The organism is Bradyrhizobium sp. NBAIM08, from assembly GCF_020193935.1.
GTDB lineage: Bacteria > Pseudomonadota > Alphaproteobacteria > Rhizobiales > Xanthobacteraceae > Bradyrhizobium > Bradyrhizobium yuanmingense.
Genome location: NZ_JADYVR010000586.1, coordinates 1 through 428, shown reverse-complemented (window position 1 = coordinate 428; position 428 = coordinate 1). Strand labels below are relative to the sequence as shown.

Below are 428 nucleotides of genomic sequence, written 5' to 3'. Positions count from 1 at the left end.
CGTCATCGCTACGCACCTCGTCGGGGACGAACCGCAGCAGTGCGACACCACCGCTCAACCCGCCGGGTTGTGCCGCCCACCCTTCCAGCTGCCACCGCACCCGTTCCACCATCGCCATGGCCGCCAACCCATGGTCTCGGTACCACACCCGTTCGCTGCGCTCGCCGTGCTCGGTCTCCACCGCCACGACGAGGCGGGTGCACACGCGGCCTTCGGCTGCGAGGCGCGCCACCAGTTCGTCGGCGAGACGTTTCGCGATGAACACCACCGTCTCCAACTGCTCGATGGGCTCGGGGAACGCGTGCTCGCACCACCATTCGGGTGGTGGATCCACCGCCGCCGACGGTCGCTCGTCGGCGGCCGAGGCGATCCGGTGCGCGTGCAGACCCTCGGGACCGAAACGCGACAGCACGTCGCCGGCCTCGAGA

At 70.1% G+C, this 428-nt stretch carries 1 protein-coding gene; it reads right to left on the bottom strand.

The features are described from left to right. Positions 1 to 428: hypothetical protein (locus I6F37_RS41085; RefSeq protein ID WP_225154533.1), on the bottom strand; the 428-nt coding region annotated here is incomplete at both ends.